This window comes from Paraburkholderia sp. SIMBA_054, assembly GCF_046534875.1.
Classification (GTDB): Bacteria; Pseudomonadota; Gammaproteobacteria; order Burkholderiales; family Burkholderiaceae; genus Paraburkholderia; species Paraburkholderia hospita.
Genome location: NZ_JAWRXV010001207.1, coordinates 1 through 254, shown reverse-complemented (window position 1 = coordinate 254; position 254 = coordinate 1). Strand labels below are relative to the sequence as shown.

Below are 254 nucleotides of genomic sequence, written 5' to 3'. Positions count from 1 at the left end.
CATCCAACCGCTGCAAGCGACAGTCGCCATGGGATCTTGGCAAGATATATGCGCTTTTCCCGCGTATGCAGGAGCGGGCGGATCAGACGGCGGGCACGCTTTCAGGCGGCGAACAGCAGATGCTGGCCATCGGGCGTGCATTGATGACGAACCCGCATCTTCTGATCCTCGATGAAGCGACGGAAGGGCTTGCTCCGGTCATCCGCACGGAAATCTGGCACTGCATCATGCAATTGCGCGAAATGGGCCAGTCG

Annotated in this window: 1 protein-coding gene; it reads left to right on the top strand. The window is 59.4% G+C overall.

Translation table 11 applies throughout. The annotated features are described in order from the left end of the window. The coding region (locus tag SB822_RS58950) for an ATP-binding cassette domain-containing protein (protein ID WP_410859356.1) at positions 1-254 on the top strand (254 nt) is incomplete at both ends.